Genomic DNA, 22,532 nt, shown 5'->3' on the forward strand with positions numbered 1-22,532 from the left:
GGGTTGAGCCCCGGGATTAAACACCAGACTTAAATGACCGCCTGCGCGCGCTTTACGCCCAATAATTCCGGACAACGCTTGCCCCCTACGTATTACCGCGGCTGCTGGCACGTAGTTAGCCGGGGCTTTCTTCTCAGGTACCGTCACCTTGAGAGCAGTTACTCTCCCAAGCGTTCTTCCCTGGCAACAGAGCTTTACGATCCGAAAACCTTCATCACTCACGCGGCATTGCTCCGTCAGGCTTTCGCCCATTGCGGAAGATTCCCTACTGCTGCCTCCCGTAGGAGTCTGGGCCGTGTCTCAGTCCCAGTGTGGCCGATCACCCTCTCAGGTCGGCTACGCATCGTCGCCTTGGTGAGCCGTTACCCCACCAACTAGCTAATGCGCCGCAGGCCCATCCCCAAGTGACAGATTGCTCCGTCTTTCCAGTTCCCTTCAGGAGAAGAAAACAATTATTCGGTATTAGCTACCGTTTCCGGTAGTTGTCCCAAACTTGAGGGCAGGTTGCCTACGTGTTACTCACCCGTCCGCCGCTAAGTATCAAGGAAGCAAGCTTCCTATCAACTCCGCTCGACTTGCATGTATTAGGCATGCCGCCAGCGTTCGTCCTGAGCCAGGATCAAACTCTCCAATAAAGTATTGAAAAGAGCGATAAGCTCATTTTGAATCTGACGAGATTAAAAATCTCATTTGTGCTCCAGTCGATCCAAGCCAAGGCCTGTCTCAACTTTCGCGTTCATTCTGCAAGCAGAATGTTTACTCACTCGTTGTTCAGTTTTCAAAGATCAAACTTATTTTGCTACCGAGTGTTGTTCTCCTCAGCAACTTTTATATCTTATCACATCCGTACCAACTTTGCAAGCTCTTTTTTTAAGTTTCTTTCGAAGCTTATTTCATTCGCTTGCCGCACCGTGTAAACTGTGTTTTCTTGGCCAGATTTAGAATATACCATGTACAGATTTGCATTGCAAGTCTTTTTTTGAATCTATATTAACAATCGGTTCGATTTAATACGGGGCGTACATACGGGATTCTCCCAACTTAGCCAGTTCGTATGCACGCTCACCCAGCTTTTTAATGTTTAACATTCCTAGCAGGAACCTTTCTTGGCCATAAACTATAACTAAAGCTTATCAGAAAATCGATTCCGAGTATTATTCCCCACACTCTGATCAGATTATCGAAGGCAGCTGTACGTTCAGCATCTCCGATCCACCATATCATGGCGAATAGAAAAGCACTTCCTATAGCCCAAGCCAATAGATGTCTAAACCATCCACTACGCTCACGACTCGCATGTTCTCTACCATATAACTTGTTTCTGCGAGGATTCTCTCCACCCTTGAACCAATATAGGAAATATCGATCCGCCCAAGCGATCATCTGGTGACCATAAGCAATGCTTGCTCCTATATACACCGCAGCTATGCCATGAATCATACTTGCTGTAGCTCCTCGCTGTAGATCCATAACTGTAGCTACCAGCAATAACAGATCTATAACCGGCGTCGCCATTAACAAACCGATACCTAACCGCTTCATACCAAGGAGATACCTTACACTCAGACCCGTGAACACAAACACCCAAAAGGCAATCTCACAACCTATAATGAAATAACCAATCATTTCAGCCTCTCCTTTTTTTGATACAAATGTATTAAATATAATTTAGCACGTGTGTACTATAATAATCAACAGTGATATACTATGCCTATGCCTAAAATTGTTGATCACGATAAACAGCGTATGCTCGTAGCCGAGGCAGCATGGCGTATTATACGGAGAGATGGCATGGAACAAGCCTCTGTTCGGAATATCGCTGAAGAAGCTGGAGTTTCGGTCGGTTCGATGCGTCACTACTTTTCTACTCAATCGGAATTACTACTATATGCTATGAATTTGGTATCTGAACGGGTGTCTCATCGAGTCCAACAAATGTCCTTCACCGGCTCTCCCATGGACAATATGAAATGCTTATTGCTCGAGTTCTTACCAAACACGGAAGAAAAACTGGCCGAAATGGAGGTGTGGTACGCTTTTACAGCCAGATCGAAAACCGATCCTGCACTCAAGGGACTTGCTAATACCGTATATGATGAACTTAGAAAAGCTGTAGGTTCTGTTATCACCTACTTGATTAAACTCGATCTCTCCAAACCTGATCTGGACAAAGAACTGGAGATCGAGAGATTGTATGCACTGGTGGATGGCTTGGGTATCCATACCGTGCTTAGACCAGATCAGATGAATGGCAGGCTCATGGACGATGTTCTCACCTTACATCTTGCTTCCTTGTGTCGTTAAACCAAAAAAAACCGCAGCACATTCGTTGTGACTAAGGCCCGTTACGATAACAGGAGTTAGTTCTGAATGTCTGGCGGTTTTTCTTTTTATCCGATAATGATCCGGCCTTCCGGATGACGATACAGTTTCTTCTCTTTGCGCGGACGAAGGGCATACGCGATGGTTAATGGCCCAATCCGACCTACAAACATGGTAAAGGTAATAATGATTTTGCCCCAATTGGTCAACTCATCAGTCACTCCTACAGAAAGACCCACGGTACCGATTGCGGATGCAGCTTCAAACATCAGTGAAAGGAATGGCGCATCCTCTGTCGTAAGCAGAAGCATCACCACGATCATGAATATGATCAGAGAAACCATAATAATGGTCAGCGCCCTCATTAGTAGTTCTTTCGGAACACGCTGGCGGAAAAACACAATATCCTTATTTCCCCGAATCATGGCATACACTGCACCAATCATGATCAGGAATGTAGTCGTCTTGATCCCACCCCCTGTCGATCCCGGGGAAGCCCCGATAAACATCAGCAGAATGAAGAAAAATTGGGTAGCCTGCCTCATCTCCGTGATATCGATTGTACTTGTTCCCGACGAACGTGTAGAGACAGACTGGAAGAAGGACGCATAGATCTTCTCGCTCCAGGTGAGTGAAGCCAGTGTATGTCCATTGGTGAATTCGAAAACAAACAACACAATCGCTCCTATACCAATCAGTCCTCCAGATACAGACAGCACCAGTTTCGACTGAAGAGACAGACGGCGGCGTTTGCGATACTCAAATAGATCATTCAATACTACAAATCCAAGTCCACCAGAGATAACGAGCACAGAAGCAGTCACATTGAATAGCCAGTCTCCGGTGTAGTATTGGAAGCTGTTGCCGAACAGATCAAATCCGCCATTATTAAACAGGGAAACGGAATGGAATATTCCATAGTATATAGCCTGACCAAATGACATCTCCGTTGCCCAGCGCAGCGCCAGTATGACGGCAGCCACCCCTTCAATGGTAAAGGAGAAAATCAAAACTTTGCGGATAATGCGTACTATCCCTTCCATACTGTCTGCATTAATGGCTTCTTTGAGCAACAGCCTGTCCTTGAGCGAGATTCGTTTGCCCAACACTAGCGCAAAGAGAGTAGCCATAGTCATGAAGCCGAGTCCACCAAGCTGCATTAATACCATAATGACGATCTGACCAAACAAATTAAAGGTCGTCCCTACATCCACAACGACAAGTCCAGTCACACAAGCGGCAGAGGTTGATGTAAAGAGCGCATCAATAAACGCCAAATGCATACCGCTTTGGTTGGAGATTGGCAACATGAGAAGCACCGTTCCCATCGCAATGATAAGCAGAAAACCACCGACCAGAATTAACGGAGGAGATAAGAATTTGGCAAAGTGAAGCCTGAACTTCATGAAGGGCACCTCTTTTAACAAAATACGAACAGGTTAATCTAACAAATTCAAGACGCGGTGTTACCCTAATGGTGTGCTGAGAGCAAGGGCCATCTGACAAACTTTATTTTTAGCGTCTATGTAAACCTAAAGAGGAACTTGCCCCAGCATGATACTGAACGGCAGGTTCCTCTTCTATTATGAACGTATTCTACGTTCCTTATTTAATCTTGCGTACGAGGACGCATGTGTGGGAAGAGCAGTACGTCACGAATCGACGGGGAGTTAGTAAGCAGCATGATCAGACGATCAACTCCGATTCCCAATCCGCCTGTTGGTGGCATACCATATTCGAGCGCACGGATGAAGTCGTCATCCATCTCATGAGCTTCGTCGTTCCCATGTTCTTTCTCCAGCATCTGTGCTTCAAAGCGCTGACGCTGATCGATTGGATCATTCAGCTCTGTGAAGGCATTGGCATGCTCGCGTCCAACGATGAACAATTCGAAGCGATCCGTGAAGCGTGGATCTACATCATTTTTCTTCGCCAGTGGTGAGATTTCAAGAGGATGTCCCATGATGAACGTCGGTTGAATCAACGTTTCTTCTACAAACTCTTCAAAGAACGCGTTCAGGATATGACCAAATGTCATATGTTTCTCAACCGGAACCTTATGTTCCTTCGCCAAGTTATGTGCTTCCTCATCCGTCATGTGTACGGAGAAGTCTACACCCACAACTTCCTTAACTGCATCCACCATCGTAACACGGCGCCACTGCGGCGTAAGATCCACTTCATAATCTCCATACTGGATCACTTGCGTACCCAGTACTTCCTGTGCAATATGAGCAACCAAATTCTCCGTCAATTGCATAATATCCTTGTAGTCGGCATATGCCTCATACAATTCAATCATTGTGAACTCCGGATTGTGACGTGTGGACATACCTTCATTCCGATATACACGACCGATCTCATATACCTTCTCCAGTCCGCCAACAATCAGACGTTTCAGGTGAAGTTCAATTGCAATCCGCATGTACAGTTCCATATCCAGCGCGTTGTGATGTGTGATGAACGGACGTGCTGCCGCTCCTCCTGCGATGGTATGCAACGTAGGTGTTTCCACTTCCAGATATCCAAGGGAATCCAGATAACGACGCATCGATTGAATGATTTTGGAACGTGCGATAAAGGTCTGTTGTACGTCCGGGCTCATAATCAGGTCAACATAACGCTGGCGGTAACGCAGCTCTACGTCGGTGAGACCATGGAATTTATCCGGAAGCGGATAGAGCGATTTGGACAGCACTTCAAGATCTTTAACTTTGACAGAAGTTTCACCTGTTTTGGTCTTAAAGATCACACCCGTTACCCCAACGATATCGCCAAGGTCCAGCAGGCTAAATGCCGCATACTTGTCTTCAGGCACGCTATCCTGACGAACATAGATCTGGATTCTGCCGCTCAGGTCCTGAATATGTGCGAAGCTTGCTTTACCCATTCCCCGCTTCGCCATAATCCGTCCGGCAATACTGACTTCGATGTGCTTCTCTTCCAGCTCTTCCTTGGTCAGTTCTTCATACTTCTTCAGAATGGAGCCGGCTTCTTCGGTACGTACGTATTTTTGGCCAAAAGGGTCGATTCCCAATTTGCGGAGCTCGTCCAATTTGTCACGGCGAATTTGTAAAAGCTCGCTAAGTTCGGTTTCCTGATTCAAGACTTCATCCGTCATGATCTGTATTCATCTCCTTATTTACATTGCAGGCATCCCGTGAGGACACTCTTCCTCAAATGTTGAAAAAGCTTCCCAAGGGAAGCTTTTGTTTACCGTGCCCAACTGCTTCGTTACTATAGCTTTTTAATATCTACAATTTTATATTGAATTACGCCAGCAGGCACACTTACATCAACCACTGTACCATTTTTCTTGCCCAGGATCGCTTTACCAACAGGGCTTTCGTTTGAGATCTTGTTCTGAAGCGGGTTAGATTCAGCAGAACCTACAATTGTATATTCTGTGATATCACCAAATTCCAAATCTTCCACAGTAACTGTTGCACCTACACTAACGACATCGGTGTCAATCTCATCACTGTTAATAATGCGTGCGTTCCGAAGCATTTTCTCCAAAGTAATAATACGACCTTCAATGAAAGCCTGTTCGTTCTTGGCATCTTCGTATTCAGAGTTCTCACTGATATCTCCATACCCGATGGCTACCTTAATCCGTTCAGCCACTTCGCGGCGCTTCACTGATTTCAATGTTTCCAGTTCTTCTTCCAGCTTCTTAAGTCCCTCTGGTGTAAGGATAACTTCCTTGTCGCTCATCTCAACCGATTCTCCTGTCATGGGAATAATTTGGATTGTACGGCAACGGAATCAGTGCTACTTACATAGCTCCGCCCGCATACATCTTCAAAACTATATGAAGTTCTCCAGAGAAATAGAATATTCCTCCTGATGACTAGCCTTTAATTAACGCACATGGCGAATTTATACTGTGAAAGTATAGGGGAACGATCTCGAAAAGTCAATGTTACGTCCTCTATAGCTGTAAACGTTTTACAGTCTTAATTACGATGCACTTCCGGCAATTACCGGTTCTGACTCCAAATTGCCTTCGCTTTTCAGCTGACTCACAAAGTTCTCCAGAATCTGTACCATCTCATCACGCTTGGTACCTTCCATAATAACGTCCTTGATGCGAGCAGATCCTTTCAAGCCTTTCAAATACCAAGCCAAGTGTTTGCGCATCTCGCGTACAGCAACCGTCTCATTCTTCAATGCGATCAGGCGATCCATATGCAGGATGGCAACACGGATCTTCTCTTCGCCATTCGGGTCAGGAAGCAATTCACCCGTGCTTAAGTATTGAATGGTACGATACAGCATCCAGGGGTTACCCAGGGCGGCACGGCCGATCATAACTCCGTCACAACCCGTTTCATCCAGCATACGGCGTGCATCCTCTGGTGTATGGACATCACCATTGCCGATCACCGGAATAGAGACAGCCTCTTTTACATCTTTGATGTGTGACCAGTCCGCTGTGCCTGTATAGAGTTGCTCACGCGTACGTCCATGTACACTTACCGCCTGTCCACCAGCACGTTCAACCGCGAGCGCATTCTCCACCGCGAAGATATGCTCGTTATCCCAGCCGATGCGCATCTTGACCGTCACCGGCTTCTCAACTGCGTCCACGACAGCCGATACCATCTCATAGATTTTTTTTGGATCAAGCAACCAACGTGCGCCTGCATCACATTTCGTTACCTTTGGCACAGGGCATCCCATGTTAATGTCGATGATGTCTGCATTGGTTTCTTGGTCCACGATTTTGGCTGCTTCTACGAGGGAATCACGATCTCCCCCAAAAATTTGAAGGCTCAGCGGTTTCTCACGCTCATCTACAAACAACATCTCACGTGTACGCTGGTTGCCATGGACAATGGCTTTGCCACTCACCATCTCCGCGCATACGAGGCCTGTTCCGAATTCTTTTGCGATCAAACGAAAAGCCGGATTACATACGCCAGCCATCGGCGCAAGTACGACCTGGTTTTTCATTTCAATGCCACCAATGTTAAGCACGGTAGTCGTTCCACTCCTTTTTTAATTCTGTATATATCACGATATTAAGTTCGATCAGTGTCTTGGTTGTTGTAACATGAGGAACCGAAACGGTCCTAGTTGCCCCGCAACTCCTCGATACTGATTGCCAGCACACCAGCAATTCGATCGAGCTCTTGCTGTGATACCTTACGGTTTCCCCGTTCAATGGTTCCCAGAATGGCCAGCGAGATGCCGGTCTCGGCCGCAAGTTCATGTTGTGTTAAACCTTTCAGCTTCCGGAATGCCCGGATTCGATTGGCCAATTGCATGTTTTCCAAAGCTGAATTCCATCCTTTCCATCCAGTACAGACAACGATGAGTGTACAAAGGTATACAAACCTGAAATCTCGCCTTCCGGCACGATATCCGACAGTGGCACCAGTACAAAAGCGCGTTCTCCCATACGGGGATGAGGCAATTGAAGTAATTCGATATCTCGCGTCTCACCTTGCATCCAGAGCAGATCCAGATCAACGGTGCGCGGTCCCCAGCGAATATCACGAACACGTCCAAGCCGGTTCTCGATATCCAGTAATTCCGTGAGCAATTGCTCTGGTGTCAGCATCACCTGTACGGCGACTGCCATATTCAGAAACGCAGGCTGATCTACATATCCTACAGGCTCCGTCTCATATAGTGCAGAACAACGCAGAACGGATATATGAGGGTGTTCATCCAGCAAAGACAATGCTTCAAACAGCGTCTGTTCCCGGTCACCCAAATTGGCCCCTAAAGCAATATAAGCCTCTGAGAATTCAGAGGTCGAATGTGCAATCATGATCGGTTCTCACTTTCTTGTGCGGCGAAGCTCTACCGTTACGCCCTCAAAATGAATATCGAATGGCGGATGTGGCTTCGTCACCTTGACTGTCAATGCATTGATAATAGTATAAGTGTCTAGTAAAGAAGATGCAATATGTTCGCCCAAAGCTTCAATTAACTGGAATGATTTATTCTCAACAATCTGTTTTACCAGCTCATGGATATCCGCATAATTAATCGTTTTGGTCAGATCATCGTTACGTCCAGCCTCGCCCAGGTCCATATCAATCTCCAGATCAATATAGTACCGCTGCCCAAGCTTCCGTTCTTCTGCAAAAACGCCATGATATCCGTAATACTCCATACGATGCAATACCATTCTATCCATACGATCCGCCTGCCCTCTATATATATTGAAATATTTAATCTATTTGAAGTTATCCTTTTGCTTCGCCTTTGAAAAACGCTGCGCTTTCACTGGACGGGTCACTCGGACCCGCCAGCATTATTTCCTCCGTAGACCTGGAGAAGCATACAACATGGCATCACACATGTCTGCCGTCCGCCGAATCGGCTTCACATCGTGAACCCGAACCATCTGGCAGCCTTGGGCAATGCCAAATGCAACGGTCGCAGCAGTGCCTTCCAGCGCATCATCCGCCCCGACATTCAGGGTGTTCTGGATGAACCTTTTGCGTGAGGTGGCTAGCAGAACGGGATACCCCATTTCATTGAGCAAACCGAGCGATGACATGAGCTTCAGATTTTCTCCGAGATCCTTCACAAAACCAATGCCCGGGTCCAGGATAATTTGCTCTGCTTTCACGCCGGCTGTTAATGCAATCTGTATGCTCTCCTGCAAATCACTGACGACATCACTCAGATAATCGGTATAGTTTCGCTTCTGCCGATTATGCATCAGAATGATGGGACACCCCAGCTCTGCCGCCGTGCGGGCCATATTTGGATCTGCCTTGGCACCCCACACATCATTAATAATATGAGCACCTGCCAGAATAGCCTGACGTGCAACATCGGCTTTATACGTGTCTACCGATATCGGAATGTGTGGGGCTTGCTGATGCAGTGCTTCAATAACCGGAATAATCCGGCTAAGCTCTTCATCGGCGTTGACTACCTCTGATCCGGGTCGGGTAGATTCCCCACCGATATCAATCAGGTCAGCACCGTCTTCCATCATCTGCTTGGCATGGGCAACCGCCCGCTCCACGCTGGTATAACGTCCACCATCCGAGAACGAATCAGGCGTGACGTTAAGGATGCCCATAATCTGTGTTCTTGCACCCAGCTTCAACTCCGCTGGCCCCCATGCATATTTCCGTTCATAGATGATCGGTGTGAGTGTCATGAAGTATACCCCGCTTTCTGCCGGTACATACCCAGAAGGACTGCTGTAACTGGGCCTATATGTCCGTTGCTTATTGTCGTTTCTGCTCCGCCCTGATCCCGCAGAGTCGTAACTGGAACCAATTCTGCAACCGAGCCTGTTAGAAATATTTCATCTGCTTGAAGGAGGTCCTCCCACATAGCTAGCGTTTCGATGCAGGCGAATTCTTGCTGCGAGGCAATCTCCATTACTACAGCTCTAGTGATGCCCGGCAGAATTCCGGTTGAGAGCGCTGGCGTGTAGAGTACTTTTTCCCGTGTCCAAAATATATTGCTGACGATCCCTTCAGCTATATAACCATCGCGGGTTAATTGTAGCCCTTCTGCACCTTGCACATACTGCCCGTACTGGTTCAGCTCCCGTTTCGCCAGAATGCTGTTCATGTAATGCAGCGACTTGAACCGCACTTCTCCTTCGGGCGTGTTGCGGGGTGTAGACAAGCGTTGGAGCATTTTGCCACTCTCATATAAAGAGGGAGAGGGTTCAGATAATGCTTTTGCCAGTACAATATGATTGGGCTTCGTATAGTCACCAGAAGGTAAGCCTAACGGCGCTTCCCCCGCTGATACCGTGTAACGCACGTAGGCATCCTGAAGTCCCCCTGCATTCATGAGACGTTGAATCCAATCCGTCACCTCTGCCGCGGTCGTTGTAAAAGGAATGCCCAGTTCCCCACACCCTGAAGCCATCCGCTCCAAATGCCGTTCCAGCAAATAAGGGGCGCCCTGATACGTTCGAAACGTCTCAAACAATCCAAGTCCGTACAAAAAGCCGTGATCCGTTACAGGAACCACGGCCGCCGCCATATTGACCAACTCTCCGTTTATCGCGGCATATTGCATGTTATACCTTCACTTGTTGGGACAAGAAGTTGCGAAGCATCTGATGTCCGTGGTCTGTAATAATGGATTCCGGGTGGAATTGAACACCTTCAATCGCATATTCTTTGTGGCGCAAACCCATAATTTCACCTTCAGCTGTCTCCGCTGTAATCTCCAGGCAGTCAGGCAAGCTGCTGCGCTCGACAATCAGGGAGTGATAACGGGTAGCTGTAAATGGGGATGGCAATCCGGCAAATACCGATGTTCCATTGTGGTGCATCTCGGATGTTTTGCCGTGCATCATGCGCTCCGCACGAATGACATTGCCACCAAACGCTTGTCCAATGGACTGATGCCCCAGACAAACACCAAAGATCGGAATGCTTCCCTTGAAATGATCAATGACCGCCAAGCTAATGCCTGCTTCATTCGGTGTACACGGGCCCGGAGAGATCAGAATATGATCAGGTGCCAGTGCCTCTATGCCTGCCAGATCAATCTCATCGTTGCGGCGAACTTCCACCGTCTCGCCCAGTTCACCCAGATATTGAACCAGGTTGTACGTGAAGGAATCGTAATTATCGATAACCAGTATCATATGCCTGCTCCTCCTCATCTTCCGTCAATGCAAGTGACGGTTGCTTCGTTTTATTTTAGTTTAACAGCTTCCGCCTCTTCGCTGTAATTCACAGCTCTCATCATGGCTCTTGCCTTGTTGCGGCATTCCTTGTATTCCCGATATGGATCGGAATCAATAACAATCCCTGCCCCGGCCTGTACATAACCAATACCGCCCTTAATGGCAAGTGTACGAATGACGATGTTCAATTCCATATTCCCACTGTAATCCATCCACCCGATGGAACCCGTATAAGGCCCACGCCGTACAGGCTCAAGTTCCTCGATAATCTCCATGGTGCGGACTTTCGGCGCTCCGGTAATCGTTCCACCCGGGAATGTCGCAGCGATCACATCAAATACGGATAACCCTTCTGCCAGCCTGCCTTCCACCTGGGAAACGAGATGCATGACATGGGAATACTTCTCGATGGTCATCAATTCAGGTACATGAACCGAACCATAGGCCGCAATCCGTCCGATATCATTACGTTCCAGATCAACGAGCATAATATGCTCCGCCCGTTCTTTCTCACTGCTGAGCAGTTCATCCGCCATAGCCTTATCTTCTGCTTCATCCCGGCCCCTTCTTCGGGTCCCTGCAATGGGACGTGCACTGACTTTGCCATTCTCCACTTTGACCAGAAGCTCGGGAGATCCGCTTACCAGTTGGAAGTCTGGACTACGCAGCATACCCATATACGGCGATGGATTCACAAGGCGCAGCCATTCATAAATATGCTCAGCGCTCGAATGAAGCCGCTTCTCCTGTCTCAAGGACAGATTCACCTGGAACACGTCACCCTGCCTGATATATTCCTGCACCGTGCGTACAGCCTGTTCAAAGTCCTCCTGGGGAAAGGAGGTCTCCCATCCTTCCGATTCCCTTTCCGCATCTTCAGGCTGCGGGGTACGATTGACCCGCTTGTTGCGACGTTCCATTGCCTGCTGCTGTTCCTCGGCCTGTGCAAATCCCATAATGTGAAGCCAACGTTGCTGCATCGCTGTCGCTCGTGCTTCTGCCGCTGAATATAGACTACGGATATCAGTTTCGTTCCGGTTAGGCTCTATAGCCAGATGAACCATGCAGAAAAGCGCCTGCTGTTCATGGTCATAAGCCCATATTTCTTCAAAGCGCATCCACCAATAATCCGGTAGGGACGGATTATCTTCAGCCAAGACTGGAAGCTTCTCCAATGATCTTGCTACATCGTAGCTGAGATAACCTGCGTATCCACCCCCAAAGTCCGGAGCCCCATTAACCTTGGGTGCGTTATACGGGGCAGTCCATCTCTTCAATACATCAAGCGGCTTGCCGCTGTCCGTCGAGGTGGTTCCTTGCGTCACATCATGAATAACCGCTTCTTGACCTTTACCGGAAATAACGGATACGGGGTCTAACCCCAGAAATGTATATCTCCCGCCTTTGCCATTCTCCAGCACAATTGCGTATGGTGACGCCTGCTCCCAGGCTGCCTCCCACGATAACGGTAAACCGCCATGATACGGCCCCTCATCCGACTTGGTGATATAAGGCATCATGGTCCAGCCTTGTTCAGCCCACTCCATCCAGTCGGCGTATGTTGTCATCAGGTGTGTCATTGCGGTGTGCCGCCCTCCATCTGTCGCTAGTTCTATTGTCTGATAGTATACTAAAGCGTCGCGCCTTTTAAAAGCATTACGCCAAAAATCCTCCATACCCGTCATACGGGCAAGGAGGATTGGTTTTGTCATTTGCAGACTTAGCCTTCGAAGTTGTAAAGAGGTGTGCTGAGGTAACGTTCGCCGTTACTTGGCACGATTACCACAACGCGCTTGCCTTCACCCAACTGTTTCGCAACCTGAAGACCTGCACGGATCGCCGCACCGGAAGAAATACCGGACAGGATGCCCTCTTCCTTCGCTACCTGACGAGCCGTCTCGAATGCATCATCATTCTCAATGTGAATGATCTCATCATAGATTTCCTGATCCAGAATCTCAGGGATAAAGTTGGCACCAATCCCCTGGATCTTATGTGGTCCTGGTTTGCCGCCCGCCAAAATTGGCGAAGCTGCTGGCTCAACTGCAACAATTTTAATACCAGCAAAAGCTTCTTTCAACACTTCGCCTGTACCTGTAATTGTTCCACCTGTACCGATTCCCGCAACAAAAGCATCCAACGTACCGCCTACAGATTGAATTGCTTCAACAATCTCAGGGCCAGTCGTTTCACGGTGGATCTTCACGTTGGCTTTATTTTTAAATTGCTCAGCCATGAAATAGGAAGGGTTTTCTTTCAGCAGTTCTTCGGCTTTCTTAACAGCACCATTCATACCCTCGGCTCCAGGTGTAAGCACAAGCTCGGCACCATACGCACGAAGCAAGTTACGACGCTCCAAGCTCATCGTCTCAGGCATTACAATAACAGACTTGTAGCCTTTGGCTGCAGCCACCATCGCGAGTCCAATTCCCGTGTTACCACTTGTTGCTTCAATAATGGTATCACCTGGTTTTAGCTTGCCTTCTTTTTCCGCTTCTTCCACAATGCTAATTGCGATACGGTCTTTCACGCTTGAACCTGGATTCTGGTACTCCAGCTTCACGAATACTTCAGCACTGCCTTCAGGTACGATACGGTTCAGACGAACAAGCGGAGTACCTCCGATGAGTTCTGTTACGTTATTAACTACTTTAGCCATATGAATGCCCTCCTTAGTGGATGAATAAAACTTGAGTTCTGTTAACCTATACTGTGCGGCCGGTAGCCTCTAGCTGTTATAGAAGAACTGCGGAAATCCTGTTGATCCTATCCCTTACTGCCAAGATTTCTAGCAGTGCGGAGGTTTCCGAAAGTTTCTTTGTTCATAAATAAATCTTTTATATCCGAGTAAACGAGTAGGTATTTATTATTTTCATCTTATCAACGTTAACCCTTATTGTCAATATGAGTACTCAAAAAAAATACTCTGCCTTTGGCCCTAAGACCGCAGACAGAGTATTTTTATCAAGATACAGCAGTACGAGACAACCTTTTCCATTGAATTCAGGAGGCAGGAATCTCGGACAGGATTACGGCTTCATACTTGTTACGCAGCATTTGCTCTACCTGCGGCAACGGATCAGCCTGACTCAGAGCCAGTTCCATTCGAATCTCCTCACGGACTTCTTCGGCCGATTGCACCTGGCGTTCTTCTTTATCATTAAGTCTGATAATAACATAGCCTTCTTCCACTCGAACGGGTCCGGCAATATCGCCTACATCCAGCCCGGCAGCAAGTTGAAGGATTTCTTCTGACTGGAATGGATCATTCCGCTCAATCCACCCAAGCCTCCCACCAGCATCACGAGAGAAGCTGTCTGTCGATTGCTTGCGAGCAGCTTCTTCAAAGTCCTCCCCCTTCTCCAACGCATCCAGTAAGGAATCGGCTTCATCTTCTTCCTTCACTACGATGATGGACAAGTCATATTTCTCGGGGGAAACGTAATCCTCACGGTGTTCAGTCCAGTAATGCTCAATATCTGCATCCTTGATCTGTATGCCAATCGTTGCGATTTTCTCAAGCAGCAGCCTGTAGCCGGCTTCCAACTCAAGTTCCTGTTTCGACAGGCCCAATTGGGACTTCATTTCGTCAAAATATGATTTCTCTGAATCGTACCCATCCATCGCGGCGGCAAGTTCTCTTGCAATCTCTTGGGGAGTGACGATCAGCTTGCGTTCAATTGCTTCGGCAAATACTGCTTTACGGTTTAACATCTGGAGTAATAACTCGCTGCCATAGCGTCTTTTCAGCGCATCGGTCCACTCTTTGTCCGTGATGACTTCTCCGTTGATCGTCGCTACGGTGCTTCCTTCTTCCGTATTAGCATCATGGGATGCATCTGCCTCGTCTTTGCCCTGTCTGAGACCATGCATAGCCATCACACTACCCATGACCAGCATACCTAGCGTCAAGACAATTACAGCCGTCCACAACCCTTTTTCCTGTCTTGTCATTCCGCATCCCGTCCCCGCATAGATCAGTTCTTGGCTTGCTCTAGGATGGTCTCAAGTTGTTCTTTGTTAAAGTCATAGGCTTCATTACAGAATTGGCAGACCACTTCAGCCTGGCCCTCTTCTTCAATTAATTGCTCCATCTCCGTTTGGCCCAGGCTGATTAGTGTCTTCTCTACCCGCTCACGTGAACACTCACAGCTAAAATGAATATCCAATCCTTCCATCACTTGTACATCTGGCAACAATCGGCGAAGCAACTCTTCCAATTCAAGTCCCTGCTCCAGCAACGTCGTCACTGGCGGCAACGTACTAATGGCGTTTTCGATCGCCGTGATCTCTGGATCTGTCAATCCCGGCAACAGCTGCATAATGAATCCACCTGAGACAATAACGGAATTATCCGTATCAACGAGCACACCAACGCCTACAGCAGAAGGGGTTTGCTCCGATTGAGCAAAGTAGTACGTAAAGTCTTCGCCCAGTTCTCCTGAAATAATAGGCACACTGCCACGATATGGCTCTTTCAGTCCCAAATCCTTCGTTATGTTGATGAAACCTTCCGTTCCAACTGCGCCTGCAACGTCCAGTTTTCCCACACTATTGCTTGGCAAATGTACATGCGGATTAGAAACATATCCTCGTACTTCGCCTTTCGCATTGGCATCAGCTACAATCTGTCCAATGGGCCCATCACCGTTGACTTGTACCGTTAACTTCTCTTCACCTTTGAGCATTGCACCCATAATGGCTGCTGTTGTAACCGTACGCCCCATGGCAGCTGTAGCCGTGGGAAACGTATCGTGTCTTCTGCGTAGTTCCTCAACCAGTTCCGTAGTCTGGATAGCAAAGGCTCTTACCTTTCCATTCATTGCTGTACCACGAATTAACCGGTCATGCTTGTTGTTGTTTTCCAAGTCATTCAGCCTCCTTTGGCGTATCGCCATAATAGTCGTAACACAGAAAAAACGGCACAACACTTAAGCTGTAATCTCAGCCCGCTGTATGCCGTCACTATGCTCACCTTTCCCGGTTCCGCTCATATATAATACGCAGCCCTTCAAGCGTAAGCAGCGGATCAACTTCCTCTATACTACGGGTTTCTTCTGCGATAAGTGTAGCGAGACCACCCGTCGCGATAACTCGGGGCTTCGCCCCCATCTCCTCGCGAATACGTTCTACAATACCATCTACCTGCCCTGCATAGCCAAATATAATACCCGCTTGCATGGCATGAATAGTATTACGGCCAATGACCTTTTTGGGTTTCTCCAGCTCTATACGAGGCAACTTGGATGCCCGCTCATAGAGCGCTTCAGTGGCAATCTGGATGCCGGGTACAATAGCTCCCCCCAGGTAGTGACCTTTCTCGTCAATACAGTCAAAGGTCGTTGCAGTACCGAAATCGACCACGACGAGAGGACCGCCATACTTCTCAACGGCTGCCACTGCATTAACAATACGATCTGCACCCACTTCACGAGGGTTCTCGTATCGCAGATTCAAGCCAGTTTTGATACCAGGCCCAACGAGCAAGGCTTTTTTGCCTACATACTTCTCACACATCGCTTCGATTACATTCACCAGTGGCGGAACCACAGATGAGATGATGACACCTTCGATGTCACTTGCCCTGATGCCGGACATATGAAATAAATTATAAATCAATACGCCGTATTCATCCACTGTTGACTGACGTGATGTACTCAGACGAAAGTGGTGCAGCAATTCCCGGCCTTGATATACGCCGAGCACCATATTGCTGTTCCCCACGTCTACAACTAGAATCAAAGAGGTTCACCCCTCTTTCTTTTCATTTAAATCCAGACTAATATCCAGGCTCTCAAAGGAATAGGTTAACCTGCCAACCGAAATTACATCCACACCACTCTCTGCAATGCCACGAATGGTCTGAAGAGACACGTTACCGGATGCTTCAACCTTCACATGAGGAGCCTGTTCACGAATAAGTTCAACCGCTTCACGCATCCGCTCTGGATGCATGTTATCCAGCATAATGATATCTGCCCCGGCTTGCAAGGCTTCTCTCACCTGCTCCAGATTTTCAGTCTCCACTTCAATCGTCATCGTATGTGGGATAACGGTTCGCGCACGCTGTACCGCCTCGGTGATTCCGCCTGCACCCTTGATGTGGTTATCCTTAATCATAACGGCATCGTACAGTCCAAATCGATGATTCGCTCCGCCACCCACGCGCACTGCGTATTTCTCAAGTAGTCGGTGGCCCGGCGTTGTCTTACGTGTATCCACGAGCCTGGTCTCAAGACCATCCAGCACCTCCACGTAGGCACGCGTACGCGTAGCTATTCCGGACATACGTTGCAGCAAGTTAAGTGCCAGTCGTTCCCCCGTAAGCAGTGAATGTGTACTTCCCTCTACCTCGGCCAAAATCGTGCCATGTGTAACCTTGTCTCCGTCTGTTACCTTCGGTGTAAATACAAGATCAGGATCAACGACTTGAAATACAAGTTTAGCTACGGTCATGCCTGCAATAACACCATTGTCTTTGGCGTGTATAATGGCCTTGGATTGGTTGCCTGCTGGAATCGTCACACTTGTTGTAACGTCACCTGCACCAACATCTTCACGAAGCCAGTTTTTGATTGATTCGATAAGCCCTTCATTATATCCATTCAGTATCATGACATCAATTCCTCCACAATCGCTTGTTCTCGCTGCTGCAGACTATGCTTCTGCCACACGATATCATCACGTGCCGGAAAATCCTCACGATAGTGAGCCCCCCGACTCTCCTCGCGATGTAATGCACCGCTGGTAACTAACCAGGCACAGGTCAGAAGGTTGGCATACTCCAGCTCTTCCTTATGAGTGAGAGTCTGATCAAAAAATTGCAATTCCTGTTGCAGCTTGTCCATAGCCTTCTGCAAATCCTCACCATTCCGGCGCAAGCCTACCTGACGAACCATCATTTTCTGTAACCGTAAGCGTCTTTCGGATACCGGCTTTTGCTCTTCCGTGATCTTATTGATCTTGTTATTCATATCCACAGATGAAGGCGCAACCCCTCTTGCTTGTAATAAGCCAAGTGGAGGGAGAGATTGAATACGATCAACAATTCTCCGCCCAAATACAATCGCTTCTGATAAAGAGTTGCTTGCCAGACGGTTAGCTCCGTGCACTCCTGTAGAAGACACCTCGCCACAAGCAAATAACCGGGAGATGCTGCTCTCTCCACTAAGATCCGTTTTCACTCCACCCATCATGTAATGGGCAGCAGGTGCAACGGGAATCCAGTCCGTTGTCATGTCCAATCCATAACGCATACAAGTCTCATATATGGTAGGGAACCGATGCTTGATCATCTCTGGCTGTTCATGCGTAATGTCCAGATACACAAAGGTACTGTTGGTGGACTCCATCTCACTAACAATCGCTCGTGCCACGATATCGCGTGGGGCCAGTTCAAGCTGGGCATGATAACGATCCATGAAGCGCTCGCCCTTCACATTGCGCAAATATGCGCCTTCGCCGCGTACGGCTTCTGACACCAGGAAACGCGGGGCCCCCGGGTAACAAAGAGAGGTAGGGTGGAATTGGATAAATTCCATGTCACGAACAATAGCCCCAGCCCGATAGGCCATGGCTACACCATCGGCAGTAGCTACATCCGGATTCGTCGTGTATCGGTATAGTTGTCCTGCCCCACCAGAGCAAAGAACAGTTGCCTGTGCCTTCACGATCACTTGTGATCCGTCATCCTTCTGAACCAGAGCGCCAGTGCACTCCCCTCGATCTCGATCTGTAATCAGGTCAACAACAAAATGCTCATCCCATACTTCAATCCCGGGATGCTCATTCACTTCAACAGCAAGCGCACGTACAATCTCATATCCCGTTGCATCTCCATTGGCATGCAAAATACGGCGGTGGCTATGCGCACCTTCCTGCGTCAACGCCAACTCGCCGTTCTCCAGATCAAATAAAGTACCCAAACGAATCAGTTCCTTCACTCCGTCCGGACCCTCATTCACCAATACCTCTACCGCTTCGGAGCGGCATAAGCCCGCTCCTGCTACAAGTGTGTCCTGCAAGTGGTAAGCAGGTGAATCATCCTCAGCAATAACCGCAGCGATGCCTCCCTGCGCATATCTGGTGTTACTTTCAAGTAATGACTTCTTCGTGATCATTAATACACGTTGTTGTTCACTTGCCTTAATGGCAGTAAACAAACCAGCAATCCCAGAGCCTATAACCAGTACATCCGTCTCTACCATGGGTAGCGCAGACAGATCAAAATCAACTAAATATTGCGGTATCATGTTATTCACCTGTCTTGGAGCAAGAGTAGCGCATCCTACTTTACCAACAACATGCGCTCTAGTGATTCTCTGGCTTTGTCGGCAACGGCCGGTGGCACGTAGATTTGCGGCTTCATCGTTTCCAGGCATTTCACCAGTTTCTTCAAGTTGTTCACCTTCATATTGGGACATACGAGAAACTTGGTAGCAAAGTGGAACTGTTTATCCGGACTATCCAGACGAAGCTGATATCCTGTACCATCTTCGGTACCTACGATAAATTCCTTCGCTGATGAATTTTTGCAATACTCCAGAATAGCTGTTGTGCTGCCTACAAAATCACCCATTTCCACAACCTCAGGGCGACACTCTGGATGGACAACAAACTCTGCATTGGGGTGCTTCGCTCTCATCTCTACCACATCTTTGACTGTAAGCATATCGTGAGTGTTGCAGTAACCTTCCCAGATAATCATTTTCTTGTCTGTATGCTGCTGCACATAATGTCCCAGATTTTTATCCGGTACCCAGATAATTTCGTCCGAATCCACCGATTGAATAACCCGGACTGCGTTCGCCGATGTACAACAGATGTCAGTCTCTGCCTTGATCTCAGCAGAGGAATTGATATACGTAACCACCTTGGCATTAGGATGTTGTGCTTTCAATTTGCGTAGTCCATCCACATTCACCATATCTGCCATTGGGCAGCCCGCACGTTCGTCCGGGATAATAACTGTTTTATTTGGCGCAAGAATTTTAGCGCTTTCACCCATAAAATGAACACCACAGAAAACGATCACATCTGCATCTGTTTGGGCTGCCTTCTGGGCTAATAGAAACGAATCTCCACGGAAGTCGGCAACCTCCTGTACTTCGTCACGTTGATAATAATGGGCAAGAATAATGGCATTACGTTCCTTCTTCAACTCCATAAGCCGCGCACGCAGCTCGCGGTTCATCTCAGCCTTGCGCTCTAAAGCCAGAGCTTCCACCTGTGATCCTCTCCTTTATCGGGACAGCGTCATGCGCTGTTTCGTGGGCTAACCTAAGTCGTTATCTTCGCTTGAGAAACGAATCACAAGCGGTTTAACAACTAATTTACACAACGTTCACGACTCTGTCAATAAATGAAAAAGACCCGGAACACCGCTGTAACCACCTGTTTGCTAACTGGTTCGCCATCTAACTCCCGTTTATCTTTATCTATCCTCTTTTAAAAATAATGGATAAAAAAAGAGAGCCTCGAGGGCTCTCTTGATTTACCTGCTAGCATAGCCAGATGTATTGTGCATTAAGACGTTGGCTTCGTTCCGCCATCATCCGGGTTATTGTTATTACCCTTTTCCAGATTCGGAGCTTCGTTTGGAATATCTCCGGCTGGTGGCTCAGGCGTTTCATCTTTACCTTGAATACGAACACGCACATCACCGATGGTGTCGATGATTGGCTCTCCGCCTTCAGTTGGTGTGCCTTCACCATCATTGTCATTCTCTGCTTTTGGAGTCAAAGAACCTGTTTCGATCAATTGCTTGATCTGATCCATTTCCAAAGTCTCAACCTCAAGCAAAGTTTGAGCGATCAGGTGCATCTCTTTTGAATGTTTAACAAGCAAGTCCTTACACTTCTCATAACAGTCATTGATAAAGCGTTGCATTTCCTGATCAATCTCGTAAGCAATGGAATCCGAGTAATTCTGTTCATGACCGATATCCCGACCAAGGAATACCTGTCCTTGTGAACTTCCGAATTGCATAGGTCCCAATTTCTCACTCATACCGTATTCCATAACCATGCTGCGAACAATACCTGTCGCTTGCTGGAAGTCACTGTATGCACCAGTACCAATTTCTCCGATGAACAATTCTTCAGCTACACGACCCCCGAGAAGTCCGGTTACTTTATCCAGCAATTCCTGCTTGGTAACCAGCATACGGTCTTCTTTTGGCAACATGATTACATATCCACCCGCACGTCCGCGCGGAATAATGGTTACTTTATGTACCATATCAGCATGTTCGAGGAAGTATCCTACAATGGTATGACCTGCTTCGTGATAAGCAACGATTCGTTTCTCGCGATCACTGATGACACGGCTTTTCTTCTCCGTACCAACGATGACACGGTCAATCGCTTCGTCAACTTCCTTCATGGAAATATCTTTACGGTTACGACGCGCTGCAAGCAATGCCGCTTCGTTCAAGAGATTTTCCAGATCCGCACCAGAGAAACCTGTTGTACGCTTCGCAATAATATCCATCTTCACATCTTTGGTCAGTGGTTTATTACGGGAATGTACTTTCAGGACAGCTTCACGACCTCTTACGTCAGGGCGGTCAACCGTAATTTGACGGTCAAAACGTCCAGGACGCAGCAAGGCAGGGTCCAAAATATCTGCACGGTTCGTTGCGGCAATGATGATAATACCTTCGTTAACTCCGAATCCGTCCATCTCAACGAGCAACTGGTTGAGTGTCTGTTCACGTTCATCGTGACCACCACCGAGACCAGCACCACGCTGACGTCCTACAGCATCAATCTCATCGATAAAGATGATACATGGGGCATTTTTCTTCGCATTTTCAAACAAATCACGTACACGTGATGCACCGACACCGACGAACATTTCAACGAAGTCGGAACCTGAAATCGTGAAAAATGGTACACCCGCTTCACCGGCTACGGCACGAGCGAGCAATGTTTTACCGGTACCTGGAGGCCCTACGAGCAATACGCCCTTAGGAATCCTTGCACCTACTGCTGCGAATTTACGAGGGTCCTTGAGGAAGTCTACAACCTCAACAAGTTCTTGTTTCTCTTCGTCAGCACCCGCAACATCTTCAAATGTAACCCGCTTCTTCTCTTCATTGTAGAGACGAGCACGGCTTTTACCAAAGTTCATTACTTTACCGCCGCCGCCTTGAGCCTGATTAAACAGGAAGAAGAACAGCAGGAACATAATGATCAAAGGAATAAAGGAAGTCAGCAACGTCAACCAGATGCTATCACCTTTCATTGGCTCCTGTTGATATTGGAAGTTGTTAGTTTCACTTGCAGCTACAAGCTCACTAATTGCCTCATCCGTAGGAGGAATATACGTTGAGAAATTTTCTGATTTGGCGCCATCTGGTACCTTCTTGTATTGACCGGTCACGAGATACGTTTGACCGTTGAATTGAACCGTCAATTCAGAGACGTTATTGGCCTTAATCTCCGCGCGCAACTGATCATATCTAGGGTTTTCTATGACTTCATTCCCATCAGTGATAAATCTAACCAAACCCACCACAACTAAAAAAAGAATCAAATAAAAACCAGAATTCCGGATGAACCGATTCATCCCC

General features: G+C 47.7%; 21 protein-coding genes and 1 rRNA gene. 1 reads left to right on the forward strand and 21 read right to left on the reverse strand.

Features of this window, described 5'->3' with window-relative positions; all coding sequences use genetic code 11:
• Together ACE04G_RS04990 and ACE04G_RS04995 are read right to left on the reverse strand one after the other, a co-directional pair.
• A 16S ribosomal RNA gene (locus ACE04G_RS04990) occupies positions 1-635 on the reverse strand; the annotation flags it as partial.
• Between the two features lie 439 nt (positions 636-1,074).
• Complete coding sequence (locus ACE04G_RS04995) at positions 1,075-1,626, reverse strand: hypothetical protein (protein ID WP_221825791.1); 552 nt, start codon at positions 1,624-1,626, stop codon at positions 1,075-1,077.
• A gap of 87 nt (positions 1,627-1,713) precedes the next feature.
• Between ACE04G_RS04995 and ACE04G_RS05000 the strand changes: the two genes are divergently transcribed.
• Complete coding sequence (locus tag ACE04G_RS05000; protein WP_221825794.1) at positions 1,714-2,304, forward strand: TetR/AcrR family transcriptional regulator; 591 nt, start codon at positions 1,714-1,716, stop codon at positions 2,302-2,304.
• Positions 2,305-2,390: 86 nt separating this feature from the next.
• Here ACE04G_RS05000 and ACE04G_RS05005 read toward each other — a convergent pair whose 3' ends face one another.
• The 19 genes from ACE04G_RS05005 to ftsH all read right to left on the reverse strand — a co-directional run bounded on the left by ACE04G_RS05005 (position 2,391) and on the right by ftsH (position 22,528).
• Positions 2,391-3,728, reverse strand: coding sequence for a TrkH family potassium uptake protein (locus ACE04G_RS05005; RefSeq protein ID WP_237178589.1), 1,338 nt, complete (start codon positions 3,726-3,728; stop codon positions 2,391-2,393).
• 203 nt (positions 3,729-3,931) lie between these two features.
• The gene (lysS, locus tag ACE04G_RS05010; RefSeq protein WP_047844500.1) at positions 3,932-5,443 is read right to left on the reverse strand and encodes a lysine--tRNA ligase; all 1,512 of its coding nucleotides are present in this window, start codon (positions 5,441-5,443) and stop codon (positions 3,932-3,934) included.
• A 116-nt stretch (positions 5,444-5,559) separates the two neighbouring features.
• Complete coding sequence (gene greA, locus ACE04G_RS05015) at positions 5,560-6,039, reverse strand: transcription elongation factor GreA (protein WP_076216743.1); 480 nt, start codon at positions 6,037-6,039, stop codon at positions 5,560-5,562.
• Positions 6,040-6,285: 246 nt separating this feature from the next.
• Positions 6,286-7,305 carry a tRNA dihydrouridine synthase DusB gene (gene dusB / locus ACE04G_RS05020; protein ID WP_076216744.1) on the reverse strand — a complete coding sequence of 340 codons (1,020 nt, stop codon included), beginning with the start codon at positions 7,303-7,305 and terminating at the stop codon, positions 6,286-6,288.
• A 95-nt stretch (positions 7,306-7,400) separates the two neighbouring features.
• Positions 7,401-7,595: a helix-turn-helix domain-containing protein gene (locus ACE04G_RS05025; protein WP_036668438.1), complete on the reverse strand. Its 195-nt coding sequence runs from the start codon at positions 7,593-7,595 to the stop codon at positions 7,401-7,403.
• A complete protein-coding gene (gene folK, locus ACE04G_RS05030) occupies positions 7,556-8,104 on the reverse strand; it encodes a 2-amino-4-hydroxy-6-hydroxymethyldihydropteridine diphosphokinase (protein ID WP_339181029.1) in 549 nt (182 codons plus the stop codon). Before folK ends, ACE04G_RS05025 begins: the two co-directional genes overlap by 40 nt.
• A gap of 9 nt (positions 8,105-8,113) precedes the next feature.
• On the reverse strand, positions 8,114-8,476 hold the full coding sequence (folB, locus tag ACE04G_RS05035; RefSeq protein ID WP_289390814.1) for a dihydroneopterin aldolase: 363 nt from the start codon (positions 8,474-8,476) through the stop codon (positions 8,114-8,116).
• Positions 8,477-8,593: 117 nt separating this feature from the next.
• Complete coding sequence (gene folP, locus ACE04G_RS05040) at positions 8,594-9,457, reverse strand: dihydropteroate synthase (protein ID WP_449004825.1); 864 nt, start codon at positions 9,455-9,457, stop codon at positions 8,594-8,596.
• Entirely contained in the window at positions 9,454-10,338 is an 885-nt protein-coding gene (locus tag ACE04G_RS05045) for an aminotransferase class IV (protein ID WP_449004824.1), read from the reverse strand. The genes folP and ACE04G_RS05045 overlap by 4 nt, the downstream gene beginning before the upstream one ends.
• Position 10,339: 1 nt before the next feature.
• Positions 10,340-10,915, reverse strand: a complete 576-nt coding sequence (pabA, locus tag ACE04G_RS05050) for an aminodeoxychorismate/anthranilate synthase component II (protein WP_036606106.1) — start codon at positions 10,913-10,915, stop codon at positions 10,340-10,342.
• A gap of 50 nt (positions 10,916-10,965) precedes the next feature.
• Positions 10,966-12,537 carry an anthranilate synthase component I family protein gene (locus tag ACE04G_RS05055; RefSeq protein ID WP_449004823.1) on the reverse strand — a complete coding sequence of 524 codons (1,572 nt, stop codon included), beginning with the start codon at positions 12,535-12,537 and terminating at the stop codon, positions 10,966-10,968.
• Positions 12,538-12,677: 140 nt separating this feature from the next.
• On the reverse strand, positions 12,678-13,616 hold the full coding sequence (gene cysK / locus ACE04G_RS05060) for a cysteine synthase A (protein WP_036668448.1): 939 nt from the start codon (positions 13,614-13,616) through the stop codon (positions 12,678-12,680).
• Between the two features lie 344 nt (positions 13,617-13,960).
• Positions 13,961-14,911 carry a peptidyl-prolyl cis-trans isomerase gene (locus tag ACE04G_RS05065; RefSeq protein WP_036606109.1) on the reverse strand — a complete coding sequence of 317 codons (951 nt, stop codon included), beginning with the start codon at positions 14,909-14,911 and terminating at the stop codon, positions 13,961-13,963.
• Positions 14,912-14,934: 23 nt separating this feature from the next.
• A complete protein-coding gene (gene hslO, locus ACE04G_RS05070) occupies positions 14,935-15,825 on the reverse strand; it encodes an Hsp33 family molecular chaperone HslO (protein ID WP_036606110.1) in 891 nt (296 codons plus the stop codon).
• A 103-nt stretch (positions 15,826-15,928) separates the two neighbouring features.
• Positions 15,929-16,699: a type III pantothenate kinase gene (locus ACE04G_RS05075; RefSeq protein WP_026081372.1), complete on the reverse strand. Its 771-nt coding sequence runs from the start codon at positions 16,697-16,699 to the stop codon at positions 15,929-15,931.
• A gap of 6 nt (positions 16,700-16,705) precedes the next feature.
• Positions 16,706-17,572 (reverse strand): carboxylating nicotinate-nucleotide diphosphorylase, encoded by an 867-nt coding sequence (nadC, locus tag ACE04G_RS05080; RefSeq protein ID WP_221825805.1) that lies wholly within the window; start codon positions 17,570-17,572, stop codon positions 16,706-16,708.
• Positions 17,569-19,209 (reverse strand): L-aspartate oxidase, encoded by a 1,641-nt coding sequence (gene nadB / locus ACE04G_RS05085; RefSeq protein WP_449004822.1) that lies wholly within the window; start codon positions 19,207-19,209, stop codon positions 17,569-17,571. Before nadB ends, nadC begins: the two co-directional genes overlap by 4 nt.
• A gap of 35 nt (positions 19,210-19,244) precedes the next feature.
• Positions 19,245-20,183, reverse strand: coding sequence for a quinolinate synthase NadA (gene nadA / locus ACE04G_RS05090; RefSeq protein ID WP_091039121.1), 939 nt, complete (start codon positions 20,181-20,183; stop codon positions 19,245-19,247).
• A gap of 299 nt (positions 20,184-20,482) precedes the next feature.
• Positions 20,483-22,528, reverse strand: coding sequence for an ATP-dependent zinc metalloprotease FtsH (gene ftsH / locus ACE04G_RS05095; protein WP_449004821.1), 2,046 nt, complete (start codon positions 22,526-22,528; stop codon positions 20,483-20,485).
• Positions 22,529-22,532 lie beyond the last annotated feature (4 nt).

The sequence above is a fragment of the Paenibacillus sp. AGC31 genome (genome assembly GCF_057334655.1).